Here is a 22,300-nt window from a genome sequence, read left to right on the forward strand (position 1 = left end):
CCCACCCGGAACCGACCTCGACACCCGGCAGGTGCGGTCGTGGCTGCGGGACCGGCTGCCGCACTACATGGTCCCGGCCGCGTTCACGGTGCTGGAGCGGCTGCCGTTCACGCCGAACGGCAAGCTCGACGTGCGGGCGCTGCCGGCGCCGCGCTTCGCGGTCGGCGAGCCGGGCCGGGCGCCGCGCACCGACCGTGAGCGGCTGTTGTGCGAGCTGTTCGCGGAGGTGCTGAACACCGGCCGTCCGGTCACCCTCGACGACGACTTCTTCGACCTCGGCGGACACTCCCTGCTCGCCGCCCGCCTCACCCACCGCGCCAACCACACCCTTGACACCCGCCTCACCGTCCGCGACGTCTTCCAGGCACCGACGGTCGCCGACCTCACCACCCGCATCGACGCGCTGCGGGACGGCCCCGACGGCGGGCCGGCCGTCCGGCGCGCCCGGCCGGCGCTGCGCCGGCGGACGTCGGCGGGCGCGCTGCTCCCGCAGTCCTGAGCCCGCCCGGGCCTCTTCGCCCTCCCCCTGTTCCACCGTGTTCCACCGTGTCCATCCCTTGTGTGAACGGAGTCCGAGATGAGTCATGCCCTGCCCGCGCCGTGCCCGGACGAGGACGTCGTCTGGCGCCTGCCCGAGACGGGCTCCGGGCACCGGCTGTCCCTGCTGGTCCTGCCCCACGCGGGCGGCAACGCCCACGCCTACGCCCCCTGGCGGGACGCCCTGCCGGACGAGGTGCGGCTGCTGATCGGCCAGTACCCGGGGCGCGGCGCGCGGTTCGCCGAGCCGCTGCCCACCACGATGGCGGACCTCGCGGGGCCCGTGGTGCACGCCCTGCCGGAGGACGCCGACGACCTGGTGGTCCTCGGGCACAGCATGGGGTCGCTGGTGGCGTTCGAGGTGGCCCGGGCGCTGACGGCGGCCGGCCGGCCGCCGCGTGCCCTCGTCGTGTCCGCCTGCCGGGCGCCGTTCCTGCCCAACCCGGCCAAGGTGTACCCGGACCGGCTCACCGACGACGAACTGGTCGCCGCCATCAAGGAGCGTGGCGGCACCGAGGACGGCGTCCTCGACGAGCCCGAGCTGCGCGAGATCGTCCTGCCGTCCCTGCGGGCGGACTTCGCCCTGGACGACGACTACCGCCACGAGGGGCCCGCCCGGTTGCTGTCCTGCCCGGTGACGGTGATCGGCGGCCGGGAGGACCCGATCGTGCCGGTGTCCGCCCTCGGCCGCTGGTCGGAGGTGACCGACGGACCGTGCTCGACGGCGACGCTGCCGGGCGGCCACTTCTACTTCCAGCAGCAGGGCGAGCGCTTCTTCGCCCTGCTCGAGGACGTCCTCGACCGGGCGTCCGCCAGCACCGGCCGGGGGGCGCTGGTCTGACCCTCCGCCGTCCTTCGCCCGCCCCGCAACCACACCCCCGCGTCACCGCTCCCGACACCTGAGGAGATGTCATGCCCACCGACCCCCACGGCTCCGTCGTGGACCTCGACCTGGTCCGCACCCCCGGCGCGCCCGTCGTCCTGCGTGCGCCCGAGCTGTCCGGCCTGGACAGTGCCCTCGACTGGCTGCGCGCCCACCGGACGGCCGTCAGGGAGGAACTGCTGCGCTCCGGCGCCCTGTTGGTGCGGGGCCTGCCGGTGCGGTCGGCCGCCGACTTCGCCGCCGCCCGCGACGTACTGATCGAGCAGCGGGCCGGTTACAAGGAGAAGGCCACTCCCCGTACCGACTTCGGCGAGGGAGTCTTCTCCTCCACCGACCTGCCGGCCGTGCAGCCGATCCGGCTGCACAACGAGAACAGCTACACGCTCGACTTCCCCGGCACCCTGCTGTTCTGCTGCCTCACGGCGCCCGAGGAGGGCGGCGCCACGACCGTGGGCGACATGCGGGAGGCGCTGCGGCAGCTTCCGACGGAGCTCAGGGAGCGCTTCGAGGCGGCCGGCTGGCTGCTGGTGCGCAACTTCTCCGAGCTGGCCGGACTGCCCTGGTACAAGAGTTTCGCGACCGACGACGAGGCCGAGGTCGAGGAGTACTGCCGGCAGAACACGATCGGGCACGAGTGGCTGGAGGACGGGGCGCTGCGCACCCGTCAGGTCCGCTCGGCGGTCGTCACGCACCCGGTGACGGGTGAGCGGGTCTGGTTCAACCACTTCGCCTTCTGGAACCAGTGGACGCTCGACGAGGACATCCGCGAGGTGCTCACGGAGACGTACGGTCCGGACGGCCTGCCGTTCGCCACCTACCTGGGGGACGGCTCGCCGCTCACCCGTGAGGAGGTCGACGCGGTGAACGCGGTGTACGACCGTGTCACGGTCCGCGAGACCTGGCAGCCGGGCGACCTCATGCTGGTGGACAACATCCTGTGCGCGCACGGACGGGAGGCCTTCCGGGGCGACCGCAAGATCCTCGTCGCCATGGGCGACCCGGTGTCGCTGGACGCGTGCCGCCCCACGGTGGCCCCGGCGACGGGCACGCCGGCCGGTTCCCGCGCCACGAGCGGGCGGTGACGGCGATGACGGTCATGACCGCCGTGCGGCCCGGGCAGGCCCTCGCCGACGACGACCTGATCGCGCGCCTGGCGCGCGTCCCCGCGGACCGGATCGCCGTCGTCGCGGCCGACCGCACCCTCACCTTCGGCGCGCTGCGCGCGGAGGCCGGCCGGATCGCCCGCCGCCTGGCGGCGCGGGGCGTCGGCCGGGAGAGCGTGGTGGCGCTGGGTCTGCCGCGCGGCGCGGACCTGGTGAGCGCGCTGATCGGCACGCTCACCGCGGGCGCGGCCTATCTGCCGGTCGACCCGCGGCTCCCCGCCGAGCGCCGCCGCCAGCTCCTGGCGGACGCGGCGGCCGACCTGGTGGTCGGCGGATCCGGCGAGGGGACGGCCGCACACGTGCCGTTCGCCGAACTGGCCGCGGCCGACGGTCTCGAGGAGAGCCCCGCGGGTCCGGTGCCGGTGCCGGGTGACGCGCTCGCGTACGTCATCTTCACCTCCGGCTCCACCGGCCGTCCCAAGGGCGTGGAGATCACCCGGGCCGCGGCGGCGGCCCTCCTCACGGAGCTGGAGTCGCCGGCCACGGGCATCGTGCGGCCCGGCCAGGGGCGGGTGGGCTGGAACGCCTCGCCGTCCTTCGACGCCTCGGTGCAGCAGTGGGTGCGGCTGTGCCGCGGCGACACCCTCGTGATGATCGACGAGGAGACCCGTGCCGACCCCGACCTGCTCGTCCGCTGCGTCGGGGAGCAGCGTCTGACGGACCTGGACATCACCCCCTCGCACGCCGACCCGGTGATCGACCGGCTGGCGGCCTCGACCGCACCGGCCCCGGGAGCCGAGGGCGGTCCGCTGACCCTGCTGATCGGCGGCGAGGCGATCGGCCCCGCCCTGTGGCGGCGCATCGCGGAGCACGCCGACGCGGGCCGGCTGCGGGCCGTCAACCTGTACGGGCCGACGGAGTGCACGGTCGACGCCACGGCCGGCTGGATCGGTGCGGACGCGGCCCCGCACATCGGCCGCGCGCTGCCCGGACTGCGGGTCCGGCTGCTGGACGAGCGGCTGCGGCCGGTCCCCGACGGCACCCCCGGTGAGCTGTACCTGGCGGGCCCGCGGGTGGGCCGCGGTTACCGCAACCGTCCGGGGCTGACCGCCGAGCGCTTCGTCGCGGACCCGGCGGGCGGGGCGGGTGAGCGGATGTACCGCACGGGCGACCGGTGCGTGCGCCGGCCCGACGGGCGGCTGGAGTACCTGGGCCGCGGTGACGGCCAGGTCAAGCTGCGCGGTCACCGGATCGAGCTCGACGAGATCCGCGCCCAGCTCGCCGCGCACCCGTCGGTGGCGGAGGCCGTGGTGGTCCTCGTGGACGACCTGCACGGCGCCCCGGGTCTGGTGGCGTACTACCGGACCGGTGCGCCGTCGGCCGCCGACGCGCTCCGCGCCCACCTGGCCGGGCGTCTGCCCGCGTACATGGTGCCGTCCGCGCTGGTCGCCGTGGACCGCTTCCCGACCACCGCCAACGGCAAGCTGGACCGGGCCGCCCTGCCGCTGCCCGAGCCGCCCGAGGAGTCCCGCGCGTCGGCCGCCGACCTGCCGGCCGGGCGGGCCGAGGAGCTGATCGCCCGGGTGTGGTCGTCGGTGCTCGGCGTGCGGACGCTCACCGCCGACAGCAACTTCTTCAAGCTGGGCGGTCACTCGCTGCTCGCCATCAAGCTGGTGTCCCGCGTGAAGGCCGAACTCGGGGTGAGCCTGCCCGTGAAGACGGTGTACGCCCACCCCCGGCTGCGGGACCTGGCCGCGCAGATCGAGGGCGCCCTGGCCGCGGGTCCGGCCGGCGGGACGGAGGTGCGCACATGATCCCGCTGTCGTACGCGCAGCGGCGGCTGTGGTTCCTCAACCGGCTCCAGGGGCCGTCGGCGGCGTACAACGCGCCGGTGGTGCTCCGCCTCGACGGCGTGCCCGACCCGGTGGTCCTGGAGGCGGCCGTGCGGGACGTGGTGGCGCGCCACGAGAGCCTGCGCACCACCCTGCCGGCCGGCCCGGACGGCGAGCCGTACCAGCGGATCGCGCCGCCCGACGCGCCCGTGGACCTCGCCGTGGTGGAGTGCGACGGCGACGGCGGTGTGGACACGGCGGTGCGCGCCTTCGTGCACGAGCCGTTCGACGTCACCCGTGACCTGCCGCTGCGGGTCAGGCTGTTCACCGCCCCGGGCGCCCACGGGTCGGCCCTGGTGCTGCTGTTGCACCACGTCGCCACCGACGGCTGGTCCGTGCGCCCCCTCCTGCGCGACCTGGCCGACGCCTGCACGGCCCGTGTGGCAGGACACGCCCCCGCGTGGGAGCCGCTGCCGGTCCAGTACGCCGACTACTCCCTGTGGCAGCACGACATGCTCGGCGACCCGCAGGACCCGGCGAGCGTGGCCGCCGAGCAACTCGTGCACTGGAGAGCGGAGTTGGAGGGTGCGCCCGCGGTGCTGGACCTGCCCTGCGACCGGCCGCGGCCCGCCGAGCCCAGCGGGCGCGGCGCGACGGTCACCGCGCGGCTGGACCGGGACACGCACCGGCGGCTGGCCGCCGTGGCCCGGGGCCGGGGCGCGAGCCTGTTCATGGCGGTGCAGACGGCGCTGGCGGTCGCGCTCGGCGCGGCGGCCGGCACCGAGGACGTGGCCCTCGGCACGGCGGTCGCGGGCCGGCCGGAGGAGGACCTGGCCGACCTGGTCGGCTTCTTCGTCAACACCCTGGTGCTGCGGACCGACCTGTCCGGCGCCCCCCGCTTCGCCGACCTCCTCACCCGGGTCCGCGACACCGACCTCGCCGCGTACGCCCACGACGACCTGCCCTTCGACCTCCTCGTCGAACACCTCAACCCCGAACGCTCCCTCGCCCACCACCCCTTCTTCCAGGTCATGCTCACCCTCCAGACGGCCCCCGAGGAGGAGAAGGGGCCGTCGCTGGGCGGTCTGACGCCGCGCGTCGAACCGGTGGAGCTGCGGACCACCAAGTTCGACCTGACGTTCTTCTGCGCGGAGATGCCGTCCGCCGACGGCCGGCAGGGCGGCCTCGACGTCTGGCTGCAGTACGCGACGGACCTGTTCGAGGAGTCCACGGCCCGGCTGCTGCTCGACCTGTTCGTGCGCACCCTCACGGCCCTGGCCGACGACCCCTCGGCCCCGGCGGCCGCACCCCTGGGGCCGGAGGAACAGCGCGCCCTGCGGGGGCTGCCCGCCCGTACGGGGAGGCCCCCCGCCGGTGCGTCGGCACCGGAGACGGACGGCGCGGCCGGGGTGGGCGACCCCGCGGACCCCCGGGTGGAGATCCTGTGCGGGCTCTTCGCGGACCTGCTGGGCCGCGACCGGGTGGGGCCGCACGACAACTTCTTCCGCACCGGCGGCCATTCGCTGCTGGGCATCCGCCTCACCCACCGCATCCGCACCGTGCTGGGCGCCTCCCTGACCATCCGCGACCTGTTCCTGGCGCCCACCCCGCACGCCCTCAGCCGACGGCTGTCCGGGCCCGACGGTGCCACGGTCCCGCCGCTGACGCCGTACCGGCCGCGCCCGGCGGTGCTGCCGCTGTCGCACGCCCAGCGCCGCCTGTGGCTCGTCGACCAGCTCCAGGGCTCCGGACCCGCCTACAACGTGCCGGTGGTGCTCTCCCTGCGCCGGCCGCTGGACCCCGGCGCGCTGCACGCCGCCCTGGGCGACGTGGTGGCCCGCCACGAGATCCTGCGGACCACGTACGCGGCGTCCGGCGGGCGCCCGCAGCAGACCGTCCACGTGGACCCGGTCGTCGTCCGGCACCGCCATGTGCGCACCACTGCCGAAAAGTTGACGGAACGGATCCGCCTCGACACCCGGCACGCCTTCGACCTGGCCGCCGAACCGCCGCTGCTCTCCCGCCTCTACACGGACGAGCACGGCTCCCAGACGCTGGTGCTGGTGCTGCACCACATCGCCGCCGACGGCTGGTCCCTGGACCGGCTCCTCGACGACCTCGACACCGCCTACCGGGCCCGGGCCGCGGGCCACGCCCCGGGCTGGGCACCGCTGCCGGTGCAGTACGCCGACTACGCCCTCTGGCAGCACGAGATCCTCGGCGACGGCGCCGACCCCGAGAGCCTGCTGTCCCGGGAGACCGCCCACTGGAAGCGCGAACTCGACGGCGCGCCGCACCTGATCGACCTGCCCACCGACCGGCCCCGGCCGGCCCGGCCGACGCAGCGCGGAGCCCTCGCCCGGGTGGCCCTCGGGGCGTCGGCGCACGAGGCCCTGGTCCGCGTCAGCACGCAGAACGACGCCACGCTGTTCATGACGGTGCACGCCCTGCTGGCCGTCACCCTCACCCGCCTCGGCGCCGGGCACGACCTGCCCATCGGCACCGTGACGGCGGGGCGGAGCGACCCCCGACTGGACCGGCTGGTGGGCTTCTTCGTCAACACCCTGGTCCTGCGCACCCGCACGGACGGAGACCCGACCTTCCGCGAACTCCTCGCCCGGGTCCGCACCACCGACCTCACGGCCTACGCCCACGACACCCTGCCCTTCGACCTGCTCGTCGAGCACCTCAACCCGCACCGCACCACCAGCCACCACCCCCTCACCCAGGTCGTCCTCCAGCTCCACCCCGCCCCGGCCGGCGCCACCGCCGGCCCGAGGCCCCTGGACGGCACGCCCGTGCCCGTGGACACCGGCCGGGCCAAGTTCGACCTGACGCTGGCCCTGCACGACCGGCGCGACGCCGACGGCCGGCCCGCGGGGCTGGACGGCGTCCTGGAGTACGCCACCGACCTCTTCGACCCCGGCACCGCCCGTCTGATCGTCGAGCGGTTCGTGAGCATCGCCGAGGAGGTGGCGGCCGATCCCGACCGGCGCGTCGCGGACCTGGGGCTCATCGGCCCCGTCACGGACGGGGACGACGGAAGCACCGAGGGCGGGAGGCCGCACGGGCGGCCCGTGCCGTCGCTGACCGACCTGTTCGACGCCCGTGCGGCCGCCGCGCCGGACAGTCCCGCCTTCCCCGTCGGCCACGACGGCGCACGGGTGAGCCGCGTCGAACTGGCCTCGCGTTCCCAGCGATCGGCCGCACGACTGCGGCGGCGCGGGGTGCGGCCCGGGTCGCTGGTGGGCCTGCGCATGGCTCCCGGGGAGCCGCTGGCCGTGGCCGTGCTCGCGGTGCTGCGCTGCGGGGCCGGGTACGTCCTGGGTGACGCGGCCGTGGCGCGGGACGCCGGGGCCCACCTGGTGCTGACCGAGGCGGACGTGGTGGCGGAGGCCGAGGCGCCGGCACCGGAGGAGTCCGCCCCGTACGCCGGTCGGGCGTACGGGGACGACGTCGCCTGCGTCCACCACGTCACCGGGCCCGACGGCGCCCCGGCACCGGTGCTCGTCACGCACCGGGCGCTGGCCGCCGCCGTGGCCCGGGGCGGCACCGGGGCGGCCGATGCGCCCGTCACCTCGGCCGACTTCTCCCTGGCCCTGTGGTCCGGGCTGCTCGGCGGCCCCGCCGGTGCGGCGCACGGCGACGGGCGGGCGGACAGCGGGGCGCACCGTACGGCGGGGGGCGACGGCCCGGTGCGGTTGCTCGACGACCGCCTGCGGCCCGTGCCCGACGGGGTGCCGGGAGAGGTGTACGTACCGGCGTCCGGGAGCGTGTACGGCGTCGCGGGCCGGGCCGGCGCGACCGCCGTCACCGTCGTGGCCGACCCGCTGGGCGCGCCCGGTGCGACGCTGCTGCGGACCGGGCGGTGGGCGCGGCGCACCGCCGACGGGACGCTGCGGTTCCTCGGCCGCCCCGGTGAGCGGGTCCGGGTCGCCGGGCTGCCCGTGGACACCGAGGCGGTGCGGGACGCCCTGCTGGGCCTGCCGGACGTCACGGACGCCGTGGTGACCGCCCGCCAGGGCGGGCCCGGCGTCACGGCCTACGTCGTCGGCGCCCGGGCCGCGCGGCCGGGAACGGGTGTGGACGAAGCCGCCGTACGGGCGGCTCTCGCGCGGGAGGTGCCGGAGTACGCGCTGCCGTCCGCGGTCGTCACGATGCCCGCGCTGCCGCGCACACCGGACGGCCGGGTCGACCTGGCGGCGCTGCCCGCCCCCGGAGCCTCCGCACGGTCCTCGGACGGCGCGGGGGACGATCCGCGCACCGAGGTGCTGCGCGGCCTGTTCTCCGAGGTGCTGGGCGGCCGGCCGGTGGCGGCCGGGGACAACTTCTTCCGCGTCGGCGGCCAGTCCCTGCTCGCGGTGCGGCTGGTCAACCGGGTCACCTCCGTGCTCGGGGTGCGGCTGAGCCTGCGCGACGTGTTCCAGGCCCCGACCCCGGCCCGGCTGGCGGAGCACCTCCGTACGGCCGGCACCACCGAGGCCGCCCCGCCGCCGCTGCGGCGACGTGCCCGCGCCGGCGCCGGCCGCTAGCCCTCGGGCCGCCTCGCGCGGCACGCCCCCCGGGGGAGGCGGACCCACTGCCGGGTCCGCCTCCCCGCGCGTGCGCGCACCGGGAGGCGGCACCGGGTGGAGCCGACTGCCGCCCCTGTACCTGCCGCTGCTCCTGCCGTTCCGGGTCCGTGGCCGTACCTAGCCTCGTCACAGCGGCAGCCGTCGCCCGTCGAACCGTCAGGAGGAAGCGCGATGCCCCCATCCGGCACCACGGTGACCACGACCGGCAGCGCGCCCGGCCGGGCCGCGCCGCGGCCGTCCGCCGTCGTGGACGGCGGCGCCCCGGCCGTGCCGCCCCGCCCCGTGCTCGACCTGATCGCCGCGCACGCCGAGGCCACGCCGGACCGCACCGCCGTGGTCGACGCCTCCCGCCCCGGGGTGCGGCTGACCTACGGCGAACTGGCCGACGCGGTCGCGCGCAAGGCGGAGCGGCTGCGGGAGCAGGGGGCGGGCCCCGGACGTCTGGTGGCCGTGCGCAGGCCGCGGGGCATCGAGGCCGTCACCGCGATCCTCGCGACCCTGCGGGCCGGCGCCGCGTACCTGCCGCTCGACGTGAACGCCCCCGCGGCCCGCACCGCCGCGATCCTCGCCGACGTGTGCGCGGCCGGGGCCGACGGCCTGCCGGACCCGCGCGACACCCCGCCCGGTGAGCCGGCCGAGCCTCCGGTCGCCCGCCCCGGCGAGACCGTGCTGCCCGGCCGCCCGGTGCCCCCCGGTACCGCCTACGTCATGTACACCTCGGGCTCGACCGGGACGCCGAACGGGGTGCCGGTGGGCCGCGCGGCCCTCGACCACTTCGCCACGGTCGCGGCGCGGGCCTACGGCATCGGCGCCGACGACCGGGTCCTGCAGTTCGCCCCGCTGCACTTCGACGCGAGCGTCGAGGAGATCTTCGTGACGCTGTGCGCCGGCGGCACCCTGGTGCTGCGCGGCGAGGACATGCTGGACGTGCCGGCGCTGGCCGCCGGGTGCGCCGCGCACGGCATCACCGTGCTGGACCTGCCCACCGCGTACTGGCGGCAGCTCACCGAGGTGCTGGCGGACGGCACGGCCGCGCTGCCGGCGTCGGTGCGCACCGTCCTGATCGGCGGGGAGGCCGCCCTGCCCGAGCACGTCACCCGCTGGTGCCGCGCCGTGGGCGACGGGGTCCGGCTGCTGAACACCTACGGGCCGACGGAGACCACCGTGGTCGCCACGGTCGCCGACCTGACAGGCCACCCGGGCGGCCCGGTGCCGATCGGGCGTCCGCTGCCGGGCATCCGGGCGGCCGTCATCGAGGGCGAACTGTGGCTCCAGGGCCCCCAGTTGTCCGACGGCTACCTCGGGCGTCCCGCGCTCACCGCCGAGCGCTTCACCACCCTCGACGGCGCGCCCGCCTACCGCACCGGGGACCTCGCCGGGCTGGCGGCGGACGGGCAGCTCCTGCACCGCGGGCGCCGGGACGACGAGGTGAAGATCAGCGGGCACCGCATCGACCCGGCCGCCGTGGAGGCGGTGCTGTCGGAGCACCCGGCGGTGCGGGAGGCGGCCGTGGTCGCCCCGCTGCTGCCGGACGGGGACCGCGCCCTGGTCGCCTTCGTCGTGCCGTCGGCCCGCGCGGCCCGCGTGCCGGCCCCCACGGCGACACCGGCCCCGCTGCCCGCGGACCTGGCCGACGACCTCCGCGCCCACCTGGCCGACCGGCTGCCGTCGCAGGCCGTGCCCGGCACGCTCCACGGGATCGCCGCGCTGCCGCGCACCAGCACCGGCAAGACCGACCGGGCGCTGCTGCGCCAGGTGCGGGTGAACGCCGCTCCCCCGGCACCCGCCCCGTCCACCGACGAGCTTGCCCCGGCAGACGTCGACTTGGATTCCGACGAGGAGCGCGTCCCCCTCTCGTACGCCCAGCGGCGGCTGTGGTTCCTGAACCGGCTGGAGGGGCCCTCGGACACCTACAGCGTGCCCGTGGTGATCCGCTTCGACCGGGTGCCGGACCCGGTGGCGCTGGAGGCGGCCGTGCGGGACGTGGTGGCGCGCCACGAGAGCCTGCGCACCACCCTGCCGGCCGGCCCGGACGGCGAGCCGTACCAGCGGATCGCGCCGCCCGACGCGCCCGTGGACTTCCACGTGGTGGCGTGCGGGCGGGACGGAGCCGCACGGGACGCGCGCGTCGAGGAGTTCACCGCCGCACCGTTCGACATCACCCGTGATCTGCCGCTGCGGGTACGGCTCTTCACGGGCGCGGGCGCGGAGACGGACACAGGCACGGGCACCGACGGCCCCGGCTCGGTCCTCGTCCTGCTGATGCACCACGTCGCCACCGACGGCTGGTCCCTGCGGCCGCTCCTGCGTGACCTCGTCGACGCGTACACGGCCCGTACGGCGGGGCAGGCGCCCACCTGGGAACCCCTGCCGGTGCAGTACGCCGACTACACCCTCTGGCAGCACGACATGCTCGGCGACCCGCAGGATCCGGCCAGTGTCCTGGCCCGCCGGCTCGGCTTCTGGCGGGCCGCGCTGGAGGGGCTGCCGGACGTCACGGACCTCCCGGCGGACCGGCCGCGGCCCGCCGAACCCACCTTCCGCGGAGCCACGTTGGGTGCACGGCTGGACGCGGGGACGCACGCCCGGCTGCTCCAGGTGTGCGCCGCGCAGGGGGCGAGCCTGTTCATGGCCGTCCACACGGCGCTGGCGACCGCCCTCGCGGCGGCCGGGTGCGGCGAGGACGTCGCCGTCGGCACGCCGGTCGCGGGCCGCTCCGACGAGGCGCTGGACGACGTGGTGGGCTTCTTCGTCAACACCCTGGTGCTGCGCACCGACCTGTCCGGCGCCCCCTCCTTCACCGACCTCCTCGCCCGCGTCCGGGACACCGACCTGGCCGCCTACGCCCACGACGACCTGCCCTTCGACCTCCTCGTCGAACACCTCAACCCCGAACGCTCCCTCGCCCACCACCCGTTCTTCCAGGTGATGCTCACCGTCCAGACGGCGTCCGGCGGCGAGGACGGGGTGCGGCTCGGCGCGGCCGAGGGCGAGGTCCTGCCGGCCGGGACGGAGACGGCGAAGTTCGACCTGAGCGCCTCCTGCGTGGAGGTGCGGGACGCACACGGTGCCGCGCAGGGCGTGGAGGTGTGGCTGCAGTACGCGTCCGACCTGTTCGAGGAGCCCACGGCGCGGCTCCTGCTCGACCTGCTGGTCCGCGCCCTGACGGCCCTCGCCGACGACCCGTCGGGCCCCGCCGCCGCACCGCTGTCGGAGGATGAGGCGCGCGGGCTGCGCGGACGGCGCGAACGGCTCGCCGAGGCCGCCGCCTCCCGGGGCCGCGACACCCTCGCCGCCGCGTCGGGCGGTACGGACTGCCGTACACCCGGCGAGGAGATCCTGTGCGGTCTGTTCGCCGACGTCCTCGGGCGTGAACACGTGGGCCCGCAGGACAACTTCTTCCGGATCGGCGGCCACTCGTTGCTCGGCATCCGGCTGGTCCACCGCGTGCGCACGGTGCTGGGCGCCTCCCTCACCGTCCGGGACCTGTTCCTCGCCCCGACGCCCCGGGCGCTCGCCCGGCGGGTCGACGGCGACAGCGGCACCCGGCTGCCGTCGCTGACCGCCCGCGCGGCGCGCCCCGCGGTCCTGCCGCTCTCCCACGCGCAGCGGCGGCTGTGGTTCATCGACCAGCTCCAGGGGCCCGGCCCCGGCTACACGATCCCCTTGGTGCTGCGCCTCGACCGGCCGCTGGACCCCGCCGTCCTCGGCCTGGCCCTGGACGACCTGACCCGGCGGCACGAGACGCTGCGCACCACGTACGCCGACACCGACGGCCGTCCCGCGCAGCGGGTGCACGCCCACCTCGTCCCGGACTTCGCCCACCACCGCACCACCATCGAGGAGTTGGGAGACCTGGTCCACCGGGACACCCGGCACACCTTCGACCTGGCCGCCGAACCGCCCCTGCGGTCGCGCCTCTACACCGACGAACACGGCACCCAGACGCTGGTGCTGGTCGTGCACCACATCGCCGCCGACGGCTGGTCCCTGGACCGGCTCCTCGACGACCTCGCCACCGCCTGCGAGGCCCGCGCCGCGGGACGGGAGCCCGGCTGGGAGCCGCTGCCGGTGCAGTACGCCGACTACGCCCTCTGGCAGCACGACGTCCTCGGCGACGGCGCCGACCCGGGCAGCCTGCTGGCCCGCGAGACCGCGCACTGGCGCGAGGTGCTCGACGGCGCGCCGGACGTCCTCCAGCTCCCCACCGACCGGCCCCGGCCGGCCGAGCCCAGCGGCCGCGGCGCGGTGCTGCCGCTCGCGCTGGACGCGGACACCCACCGGGCCCTGGCCCGCGTCGCCGCCCGGCACGACGCCACCCTGTTCATGACGCTGCACGCCCTGTTCGCGGTGACCCTCAGCCGGCTGGGCGCCGGGCACGACCTGCCCGTCGGCACGGTCACCGCCGGGCGCGCCGACCCGCAGCTCGACGGCCTCGTGGGCTTCTTCGTGAACACGCTGGTGCTGCGCACGGACGTGTCGGGCGGGCCGCGCTTCTCCGAGCTGCTGGAGCGGGTGCGCACCACCGACCTCGCGGCCTACGCCCACGACACGCTGCCCTTCGACCTGCTCGTCGAGCACCTCAACCCGGAGCGCACCACCGCTCACCACCCGCTCACCCAGGTCCTGCTCCAGCTCCACCCGGCACCGGCGGGCACCGCCGGCGGCCCGCGGCCGCTGGACGGCACGCCCGTGCCGTTCGCGACGGAGTTCACCAAGTTCGACCTGACGCTGGCGCTGCACGACCGGCGCGACGAGGACGGGCGGCCCGCTGGCCTGGACGGTGTGCTGGAGTACGCCACCGACCTGTTCGACGCCGCGACGGCCCAGGTGGTCACCGAGGTGTTCACGCACCTCGCCGCCCAGGTCGCCGCCGACCCGGAGCGGCGCGTGGACGAGCTCGACGCGCTGACGCCCGCGCGGCGGCGGGCGCTGGTCGACGCGTACAACGACACGGCGGTGCCGGGACTGCCGGAGCGCTGCGCGCACGAGCTGTTCGAGGAGCGGGTCCGCCGCACGCCCGACGCGCCGGCCGTCGTGTTCGGGGACACCGAGCTGACGTACGCCGAGCTGAACCGGCGTGCCAACCGGCTGGCGCACCGCCTGCTGGCCGCCGGTGTCCGCGAGGGCGCGCCGGACGGCGACGCGGCGGTGGGCGTCCTGATGGACCGCACCGAGCACCTGGTGGTGGCGACGCTGGCGGTGCTGAAGGCGGGCGCGGCGTACGTGCCGGTCGACCCGAAGCTGCCGCCGGCCCGGGTGCGCATGATCATGACGGAGACCGGTGCCCACGTCCTGCTCACCGACGCGGTCCTGGCCGACGGCGACGCGGTCCGGGCCGAGGCGGCCGCCGGCACCACGGTGCTCGTCGCCGAGCGTCCCGCACCGCACGAGCCCGAGGTGCCCGACACCGATCCCGGGCTGCCGGTGCCCGTGGAGTCCCTGATGTACGTCATGTTCACCTCGGGCTCCACCGGCCGCCCCAAGGGGGTCGGCGTCACCCACCGCAACGTGGTCCAGCTCGGCCTGGACCGCTGCTGGGACGCGGACCACCACCGCCGCATGCTGGTCCACTCGGCGTACGGCTTCGACGCCTCCACCTACGAGCTGTGGGTGCCGCTGCTGCACGGCGGCTGCCTGGTGGTGGCGCCCGGCGACGGCGCGGACGTCGCCGAGCTCGCCCGCACCGTGGAGCGGCACGAGGTGACCGCCGCGTACTTCACCATGGGTCTGTTCCACATCATGGCCGACGAGGGCCTGGACACGCTGGCCCGGCTGCGCGAGGTGTGGACGGGCGGCGACGTGGCCTCCCCGGTCGCCCTGCAGCGGGTCCTCACGCACTGCCCGGACACCGTGGTGGTGCACTCGTACGGGCCGACGGAGGCCACGTTCGCCTCCCACCACCAGCGGTTCGCGACGACCGGCGGCGACCGCGAGCTGCCCGGTGTGTTCCTCGGCCGGGCGATGGACAACACCCGCGTGTACGTGCTCGACGAGCGGCTGCGGCCGGTGCCGCCCGGCGCCACCGGCGAGATGTACCTGGCCGGCTCCCACCTGGCGCGCGGCTACCTGCGGCGCTCGGCGCTGACCGCGGAGCGGTTCGTCGCCGACCCCTTCGACCCGGACGGCGGCGGGCGCATGTACCGCACCGGTGACCTGGTGTCGTGGACGGCCGACGGTGAGCTGCGCTTCCTGGGGCGGGCCGACGGGCAGGTCAAGCTGCGCGGGTTCCGCATCGAACCCGGCGAGATCGAGGCCGCGTTCGCCGCGCACCCGGCGGTCGGCCAGGCCGCGGTGCTGGTCCGCGAGGACCGGCCCGGCGACAAGCGGCTCGTGGCCTACGTCGTCGCCCAGCAGGGCGCCGCGCTGGACGAGAGCGAGCTGCGCACGGCGGTCGCCCGCGCGCTGCCCGCGCACATGGTGCCGTCGGCGGTCCTGGTCCTGGACCGGCTGCCGCTGACCGTCAACGGCAAACTGGACCGGGCGGCCCTCCCCGCCCCCCTCCGGATCGCGGCGGCGGACGGCCGGGCCGCGCGCAACGCCCGCGAGGAGGTCCTGTGCGGCCTCTTCGCGGAGGTCCTCGGCATCGACCGGGTCGGCATCGACGACAACTTCTTCGACCTGGGCGGCCATTCGCTGCTCGGGGTGCGGCTGATGAGCCGGGCCCGGGCCGTCCTCGGCGTCGAGCTGACCGTGCGCGACCTGTTCCGGGCGCCGACCGTGGCCGGACTGCTCGACGACGGCGCCGGCGACGACAGCCTGGGGGTGCTGCTGCCGCTGCGCGAGGCGAAGACCGGCACGCCGCTGCGCCCGCTGTTCTGTGTGCACCCCGGCTCCGGCATGGGCTGGCCCTACGCGGGCCTGGCCCGGCACCTGAGCGGCGGCCGTCCCCTGTACGCGCTGCAGACGCGGGCGCTGTCCCGCCCCGACTACCGGGCCGTGAGCATCGAGGAGATGGCCGCGGACTACCTGGAGCACGTCCGCCGGGTGCAGCCGGAGGGCCCCTACAGCTTCCTCGGCTGGTCGTTCGGCGGGTACGTCGCCCACGCGATGGCCACCCGGCTCCAGGACGCCGGCGAGCGCGTCGAGGTCCTGGCGCTGATGGACGTCTACCCGATGCCCCCCGAGGACGTGGGCCGGCCCCTCACCGACCGGGAGATCCTGCAGATCCTCGTCGGCGTCGACGAGGACGCGGCGGACGAGGACCTGCGCTTCGACCCCGCCGAGACGGCCCGGCTGCTGCAGGAGCGCGACCCGGTGCTGGCCGGCTTCAGCCACGCCGAGGTGACCCGCCTGGTCGGCACCTCCGTGAACCACGCCGAGCTGATGCGCCACCACCGGCTGCGCCGCTTCGACGGGGACCTGCTGTTCTTCACGGCGGACCGGCACCGCGACACCACGTCTTTCACCGCCGACCAATGGGCCCCTTATATCGGGGGCCCGATAGAGAACCACCGGGTGGATTCCGCCCACCTGCGGATGGCCGAACCGGAATCTCTGGAACACATCGGCCGCGTTCTCGACGAAAGGCTTTCCCGCACCTCTTCCACCGTCGCCCACACACAGCAGAGGAACTGAACCATGACGAACCCCTTCGACGACAACGACGGCACGTTCCTGGTCGTGGTCAACCACGAGGACCAGCACTCCCTGTGGCCCTCCTTCGCCCCCGTGCCCGCCGGATGGACCGTCGCCCTCGGCGAGAGCAGCAGGCAGGAGGCGTTGGACTACGTGGAGGCCCACTGGCAGGACATCCGCCCCAAGAGCCTCCTCGCGCAGTACTGAGACCCCGTCCCGGCCGGCGGCCGGCGGTGCCCCACGGCACCGCCGGCCGCCTTTTCCTTTTCCGCACCGGCTTTTCCCGGAGCCCGACTCCCTTCTCCCGACGGCACTTTCCCACTGCCGCACTCCTGCCGCTCCAACTACCGTTCCGGAACCTGCCCAACTCCTATATTCGTAGAGCGAGATGAGAAATCACCCCGTCACCCGGAGAGAGCATTCCATGGTTCATTCGCAGCACGGCCTCCACGTTCTGGTGTGCGGCGGCGCCTCCGACGCGCACACCTGGAACCTGGTCTGCCTCCAGCTCCTGCTCGAGGAGGCGGGGCACCGGGTGACCAACCTCGGCCCCTGCGTCCCGGAGGAGCTGCTCGCCCAGGAGTGCCTGACGCACCGCCCGGACGCCGTGGTGATCGGCAGCGTCAACGGACACGGGTACCAGGACGGCCTGCGGGCCGTACGCCGACTGCGGCGCGAGCCGTCGCTGGCGGCCGTCCCGGTGGCCCTCGGCGGCAAGCTGGGCGTGGACGGTGTGCGCGACGCCGCGGCCGCCGACGCGCTGCGCGCCGCCGGCTGCACCGCCGTGTTCGACGACGGCGACCTCGCCGCCTTCCACACCTGGGTCGGCGGCCTCGCCGGCCACAGCGCGCCGACCCGCACCACCGCCGACCTCGGCGTCCGCGCCGGCGCCACCGCCGACCTCGGTGCCCGCACCCGTGCCACCGCCGGCGCGCCGACCGGGGGGAGCCGCGCATGAGCACCGGCCCCTCCCCCGCCACCGCACCGGCCTCGCCGTTCGGACGGTTCGTCGCCGACGCGGCCGCCGACGGGCGCCTGGTGGTGCAGCCCCGCATGGGGTTCGGCGACCCCGCCCGCATGCGCCACGGACTGGAGCGGACCCGGTTCGCCGCCGCCACCACCGTGGGCACCCTGACCCTGGACAGCTACACCCGCCTCGGCGACCACGCCGCGGTGCGCCGCGCCCTGCGCGCGGGGCTCCCGCTGAACGGCTACCCGCTGGTGGACCTGCCCGCCGGGCGGACCCGGCGGCTGCTGGACGGCCTGCTCGGCCCGGACTTCCCCGTCCAGGTGCGGCACGGCTCCGCCCGCCCCGCGGCCATCGTGAAGGCGATGACGCGGGCCGGCCTGGACGCCACCGAGGGCGGTCCGGTGTCGTACTGCCTGCCCTACGGCCGCACACCGCTGCGCGAGTCGGTGGACCAGTGGGCCCGCGCCTGCGAGCTGCTGACCCGGCTCGTCCCGGCGCCGCGCCTGCCCCACCTGGAGACGTTCGGCGGCTGCCTGCTGGGCCAACTGTGCCCGCCCGCCCTGCTGGTCGCGGTGAGCGTGCTGGAGGCGCTGTTCTTCACCCAGCACGGCATCCGCAGCGTCTCGCTCAGCTACGCGCAGCAGACCCACCCCGGGCAGGACGAGGACGCCCTGCTGGCGCTGCGCCGGCTGGCCGCGCGCTTCCTGCCCGCCGGCACCGACTGGCACCTGGTGCTCTACACCTACATGGGGGTGTTCCCGCGCACCGGCCCGGGCGCCCGGCGGCTGCTGGAGGACTCCGCGCGCCTGGCGGTGCGCACGGGCGTGGAGCGGCTCGTCGTGAAGACCGCCGCCGAGGCGCACCGCATCCCCTCGGTCGCGGAGAACATCGGCGCCCTGGAGTCGGCGGGCACCGCGGCCGAACTCGCCGCCGCCCGGCTGCGGGACGGACGGACACCGCGATGCGTGCCGCCGGCCGACTCCGAGGTGCACGCCGAGGCGCGGGCCCTGGTGGAGGCGGTGCTCGACCTCTCCCCCGACGTCGGTCTGGCGCTGCGCACCGCGTTCGCGCACGGCCTGCTGGACGTCCCCTACTGCCTGCACCCCGACAACGCGGGACGCGCCCGCAGCGTCGTCGACGCCTCCGGCCGGCTGCGCTGGTCGTCCGTGGGCGCGATGCCCCTCACCGCCGACGGCCCGCCGGGCGGTCACGAGGTCATGACCTCGGCAGGGCTGCTGACCGCCCTGAACAGCGTGGCACTCCGATACGACCGATGAGACCGGGAGTCAAGATGAACCACACGGCCGTCATGCACGGTCCGGCCCCCGCCGGCCATCCCGCCGGCGCGGACCCCGAGACGCACCCGGAGGCGTCCTCCGCGGCCCCCGCGGACGGGCCCGCCGGACCGCCCGACCCCGCCCGGCACCTGGCCTCGCCCCGGCTGCGGTCCGCGATGCTGGTGCAGCAGGAGGCGCTGGCCGCGGCGCGGGACCACCTGCGCGGCCTCGGCTTCGTCGAACTGCTGCCGCCGCTGCTGGGGCCTGTCACGGACCCGGGCGGCCGCGGGGCCAAGGCCCTCGACGTCGACTACTACGGCCGCCGGTACAAGCTGATGACCAGCGCCATCCTGTACAAGCAGGCGTCGCTGCACGGCTTCCCCAAGCTGTTCTACATCGCTCCCAACGTCCGGGTGGAGCCACCCGAGACGGCCGGCACGGGACGGCACCTGGTGGAGTTCCACCAGATCGACGTGGAGATCGCGGGCGCCTCCCGCGAGGACGCCATGGAGATCGCGGCCGGCCTGCTGCGCCACGTCGTCGAGCACGTCGTGGACCGCGTGCCGCACGAGCTGGCCGCACTCGGCCGCGACCCCGGCTTCTTCTCCGCCCTGCGCTCCGCGCCGTTCGACCGGCTGCCGCACGCCGAGGCGGTGGCGCGGCTGTGGGACGACGGCCGCGCCCAGAACCCGGACGCGGAGATCGACTGGGCGGGCGAGGAAGCCCTGTCGCGGGCGGCCGACCGGCCCTTCTTCATCACCGACTACCCCAAGGGCTCCCGCGGGTTCTACGACCGGGAGGACCCCGAACGCCCGGGCTCTCTGCGCAACTTCGACCTCATCGCGCACGGCGGGTTCGGCGAACTGGTCAGCGGCAGCGAGCGCGAGGCCGACTACGCCACGATCGTCACGCGGATGCGGGAGAGCGGGGAGAACCCCGCCAAGTACGCCTGGTACCTGGACGCCGCCCGCGAAGGACTGCCCCGCAGCGCCGGGTTCGGCATGGGGCTGCAGCGGCTGGTCCGCTTCCTCACCGGCCTGGACGCCCTGTGGCAGGTCACCGCCTACCCGAAGCTGCCGGGGGTGATCGCGCCGTGACCGCCGCACACCGGGAGGGCACCGGCCCCGGCCCGCTGGGCGCCGCCGGGTTCCCCGAGGACGAGGTCCGCGCCCGGGCCCGCGCCGGCACCGCCGCGGTCTTCCCGCCGGTGGACGCCTACGGCAACGCGCTGTTCGGCGCCGGGAGCGGGACCTCGGGGGCGTACGCCCCGTCCGCCGACGCGCTGGACCGTGCCCGCCTGGTTCCGCCGGTGTTCATGCCGCAGCGCCTGGAGAAGCTCGTCGAACTCGGCCGCGAACCGGTGTACGACGACGTCGACCTGCGCACCCGCGTCGGCGGGTTCGCCTCCTCGCTGCCGCTGTTCCTGTCGGCCTTCGGCTCGACCCGGGCCGGCAGCGGGGACCTGGCCCTGGCGGCGAGCGTCCAGGCCGGCCGGCTCGGCATCCCCATGGTGCTGGGCGAGAACATGGTCCCGGTCCACGGCTACGCGACCCCCGCCGACGGCACCCTCCCGGCGCTGACGGCACGCATCCGGGCCTACGCGGACGCCTCGGACGGCACGTCGGGCGGCGTGGTCGTCCAGCAGAGCACCGAGGACGCCGACGCCGAGGTGTGGAACCTGCTCTACAGCGACCCCGCGCTGCGGCCCCTGGTGGACTCCGGGCGGCTCGCCTTCGAGCTGAAGATCGGTCAGGGCGCCAAGCCCGGCCTCGGCGGGATGACCGTGGTCGACCGGGACGCGGCGGACCGGCTGTCCGACGCCTTCGCCGTCCGCGACGTCTTCGGCGCCTCGGCGCCGGCCCGGCTGCGGTGCGCCACGCCCGGCACGTTCACCGAGGAGATCGTGCGCCAGCAGGTCCGCTTCATGCGCAACAACTTCCCGCGCGCCCGCGTGTGGGTGAAGCTGCCGCCGGGCCGCGACGTCGCCCTGGCCGCGCGCACCGCGTGGCGGGCCGGGGCGGACGCGGTCACCGTCGACGGGGCCGAGGGCGGCACCGGCTGGGCGCCGCGCGCCTTCCTGGACCAGGTGGGCCTGCCGCTGGCCGAGTGCCTGCGCCGGATCGGCCCGCCCGAGGGCTGCCTGCTGGTCACCGGGCGCTTCCACGAGGGCGGCCGTACCGTGCGGGCCCTCGCCCTCGGGGCGCGCGCCGCCGGCCTGGGCCGGGCCGCGCTGCTGGCCGTCGACGAGGACCCCGAGCACGGCCTGGTCCGGCTCGCGGAGAGCATCGCCCTGGAGTGCCGCCTGCTGGTCAGCGCGCTCGGCAAGTACGCGCCCGCCGCGCTCACCGCGGAGGACGTGTGGTGGCCGGACGGCCCCGCGGCCACGGCGTACGCGCCCGCCACGGACACCGGCACCTCTTCCTACGCGTCCGCCACGGACACCGGCACCTCCCGCTTCACACCCCCCACGGACACCGGCACCTCCCCCTACGCGTCCGCCACGGACAGCGCCATCCCGGCCGGCGCGGCCCCCGGCCGCCCGTCCCTCCCCCAGCGAGTCGGAGGCCCCGCATGACCGCCCTCCTCGAAGTCGGCTGCCACCTGCCCGGCTCCTCCGTCCCCGTCGACGTCGTCGGCGCGGAGGCGGGCGCCGAGGAACGGCAGATGTGGACCTTCCGCCGCTTCTACGGCCTGCGGGAGGTGCGGCGGGCACCCGACCAGGGCCTGCGCGACACCCTCGGCGCCGCCGTCGCCTCGCTGGCCACCCTGCCGGGCAACGAGCACCGGGTGACCCACGTGCTGTACGCCCGTACGGTCTCGCAGGTCGCCCCGGCGGGCGAGGCGCCGCTGGAGGACGTGTGCGCGGCGGCCGGGCTGAGCCGGGCGGTGGCGTTCACACTGACCCAGCACGGATGTGCCACCGGCCTGCTCGCCCTGGACCTGGCCGGCCGGCTGCTCGACGCCGACGGCGACCCCGACGCCCTGGCGATCGTGCTGACCGGGGAGAAGACCTTCGGTGCCGCGCTGCAACTCATCCCGGAGAGCACGGTGATGGGCGAGGCGACGGCCGCCGCGCTGGTCGCCCCGCACGGCCCGCGTGACCGGCTCCTCGGCTACGCCTGCCGCACCGAGGGCCGTTACGCGGAGGACTTCCCGCCGCACGCGCTGAACCCCTCCTTCCTGAAGGACCACAACACCCTGCTCGCCGCCACCGTGCGGGAGGCCGTCGAGGCGGCCGGGGTCGCCCTCGACGACCTGGCGCTGGTCCTGCCGCACAACGTGAACCGGCTGTCGTGGTCCTGGACCTGCCGCGAGCTGGGCCTGCCCCTGGAGCGGGTCTTCCTCGACAACATCCCCGTCACCGGGCACTGCTTCACCGCCGACCCGTTCGTCAACCACGTGCACGCCCGCGCCGCCGGCCTGCTGCGCCCCGGCGACCTGTACCTGATGGCCGCCGTCGGCCTGGGCGCCACGTTCTCGGCGGCGGTCCTGCGCCACTGAGCGCGCCCCGGCGCCACCCCGCTCCCGCCGTCTCCCCCTCTCGCC

General features: G+C 75.9%; 12 protein-coding genes. All 12 read left to right on the top strand.

Going from position 1 to position 22,300, the window contains the following annotated elements; genetic code table 11:
* A partial coding sequence (locus tag E4U92_RS29050) for a phosphopantetheine-binding protein (RefSeq protein WP_241681786.1) occupies positions 1 to 499 on the top strand: 499 nt, incomplete at its 5' end.
* A 78-nt stretch (positions 500 to 577) separates the two neighbouring features.
* The gene (locus tag E4U92_RS29055; RefSeq protein WP_137303411.1) at positions 578 to 1,378 is read left to right on the top strand and encodes a thioesterase II family protein; all 801 of its coding nucleotides are present in this window, start codon (positions 578 to 580) and stop codon (positions 1,376 to 1,378) included.
* Positions 1,379 to 1,449: 71 nt separating this feature from the next.
* Positions 1,450 to 2,502: a TauD/TfdA family dioxygenase gene (locus tag E4U92_RS29060; protein WP_137303412.1), complete on the top strand. Its 1,053-nt coding sequence runs from the start codon at positions 1,450 to 1,452 to the stop codon at positions 2,500 to 2,502.
* Positions 2,436 to 4,337 carry a non-ribosomal peptide synthetase gene (locus E4U92_RS29065; RefSeq protein ID WP_229863400.1) on the top strand — a complete coding sequence of 634 codons (1,902 nt, stop codon included), beginning with the start codon at positions 2,436 to 2,438 and terminating at the stop codon, positions 4,335 to 4,337. Before E4U92_RS29060 ends, E4U92_RS29065 begins: the two co-directional genes overlap by 67 nt.
* Positions 4,334 to 8,887 carry a condensation domain-containing protein gene (locus E4U92_RS29070; protein WP_137303413.1) on the top strand — a complete coding sequence of 1,518 codons (4,554 nt, stop codon included), beginning with the start codon at positions 4,334 to 4,336 and terminating at the stop codon, positions 8,885 to 8,887. Before E4U92_RS29065 ends, E4U92_RS29070 begins: the two co-directional genes overlap by 4 nt.
* A gap of 213 nt (positions 8,888 to 9,100) precedes the next feature.
* The gene (locus E4U92_RS29075; RefSeq protein ID WP_137303414.1) at positions 9,101 to 16,507 is read left to right on the top strand and encodes a non-ribosomal peptide synthetase; all 7,407 of its coding nucleotides are present in this window, start codon (positions 9,101 to 9,103) and stop codon (positions 16,505 to 16,507) included.
* Between the two features lie 3 nt (positions 16,508 to 16,510).
* Positions 16,511 to 16,714, top strand: a complete 204-nt coding sequence (locus tag E4U92_RS29080; RefSeq protein ID WP_137303415.1) for an MbtH family protein — start codon at positions 16,511 to 16,513, stop codon at positions 16,712 to 16,714.
* A gap of 217 nt (positions 16,715 to 16,931) precedes the next feature.
* On the top strand, positions 16,932 to 17,465 hold the full coding sequence (locus E4U92_RS29085) for a cobalamin B12-binding domain-containing protein (protein WP_137303416.1): 534 nt from the start codon (positions 16,932 to 16,934) through the stop codon (positions 17,463 to 17,465).
* On the top strand, positions 17,462 to 18,754 hold the full coding sequence (locus E4U92_RS29090; RefSeq protein ID WP_137303417.1) for a methylaspartate mutase: 1,293 nt from the start codon (positions 17,462 to 17,464) through the stop codon (positions 18,752 to 18,754). Before E4U92_RS29085 ends, E4U92_RS29090 begins: the two co-directional genes overlap by 4 nt.
* Before the next feature lie 14 nt (positions 18,755 to 18,768).
* Positions 18,769 to 19,851 (top strand): asparagine synthetase A, encoded by a 1,083-nt coding sequence (locus E4U92_RS29095; RefSeq protein ID WP_229863394.1) that lies wholly within the window; start codon positions 18,769 to 18,771, stop codon positions 19,849 to 19,851.
* On the top strand, positions 19,848 to 21,329 hold the full coding sequence (locus E4U92_RS29100; RefSeq protein ID WP_308433327.1) for a glutamate synthase-related protein: 1,482 nt from the start codon (positions 19,848 to 19,850) through the stop codon (positions 21,327 to 21,329). The genes E4U92_RS29095 and E4U92_RS29100 overlap by 4 nt, the downstream gene beginning before the upstream one ends.
* Positions 21,326 to 22,255, top strand: coding sequence for a 3-oxoacyl-[acyl-carrier-protein] synthase III C-terminal domain-containing protein (locus E4U92_RS29105; protein ID WP_137303418.1), 930 nt, complete (start codon positions 21,326 to 21,328; stop codon positions 22,253 to 22,255). The genes E4U92_RS29100 and E4U92_RS29105 overlap by 4 nt, the downstream gene beginning before the upstream one ends.
* The last annotated feature ends 45 nt before the right edge of the window (positions 22,256 to 22,300 follow it).

Source organism: Streptomyces galbus (genome assembly GCF_005280195.1).
GTDB classification, from domain to species: Bacteria; Actinomycetota; Actinomycetes; order Streptomycetales; family Streptomycetaceae; genus Streptomyces; species Streptomyces galbus.

Bases quoted from the DNA above. Each gene is read 5' to 3' on its own strand.
- E4U92_RS29055 (WP_137303411.1), top strand. From the start codon at position 578: ATGAGTCATGCCCTGCCCGCGCCGTGCCCGGACGAGGACGTCGTCTGG.
- E4U92_RS29060 (WP_137303412.1), top strand. From the start codon at position 1,450: ATGCCCACCGACCCCCACGGCTCCGTCGTGGACCTCGACCTGGTCCGC.
- E4U92_RS29070 (WP_137303413.1), top strand. From the start codon at position 4,334: ATGATCCCGCTGTCGTACGCGCAGCGGCGGCTGTGGTTCCTCAACCGG.
- E4U92_RS29075 (WP_137303414.1), top strand. From the start codon at position 9,101: ATGCCCCCATCCGGCACCACGGTGACCACGACCGGCAGCGCGCCCGGC.
- E4U92_RS29080 (WP_137303415.1), top strand. From the start codon at position 16,511: ATGACGAACCCCTTCGACGACAACGACGGCACGTTCCTGGTCGTGGTC.
- E4U92_RS29085 (WP_137303416.1), top strand. From the start codon at position 16,932: ATGGTTCATTCGCAGCACGGCCTCCACGTTCTGGTGTGCGGCGGCGCC.
- E4U92_RS29090 (WP_137303417.1), top strand. From the start codon at position 17,462: ATGAGCACCGGCCCCTCCCCCGCCACCGCACCGGCCTCGCCGTTCGGA.
- E4U92_RS29095 (WP_229863394.1), top strand. From the start codon at position 18,769: ATGAACCACACGGCCGTCATGCACGGTCCGGCCCCCGCCGGCCATCCC.
- E4U92_RS29105 (WP_137303418.1), top strand. From the start codon at position 21,326: ATGACCGCCCTCCTCGAAGTCGGCTGCCACCTGCCCGGCTCCTCCGTC.